Below are 231 nucleotides of genomic sequence, written 5' to 3' on the forward strand. Positions count from 1 at the left end.
GGTCGCCGGCGGCGGCCGACGACGTCAGGAGCTGGGCGAACTGATCCTCGGCGACCGAGACGAGCTCGACGTCGATGCCGGTCTTCTCGGTGAACGCGTCGACGATCTCCTGCGTCGCGGCGACGCGGTCGGGAAGGTCCTCCTGCAGCCAGAAGGTGATGCCGTCGCCTCCGTCGCCGCCTCCCTCGTCGCCGGAGCTGGTGCATCCGGTGAGGGCGAGCGCGGTCAGGC

1 protein-coding gene is annotated in these 231 nt (G+C 71.4%); it reads right to left on the reverse strand.

The features are described from left to right. Window positions 1-231, reverse strand: a 231-nt coding sequence (locus SB658_RS28010) for a hypothetical protein (protein ID WP_410603868.1), incomplete at both ends; no start/stop codon positions are given.

It is taken from the genome of Bacillus sp. SIMBA_008, from assembly GCF_046535495.1.
Taxonomy (GTDB): domain Bacteria; phylum Bacillota; class Bacilli; order Bacillales; family Bacillaceae; genus Bacillus; species Bacillus subtilis.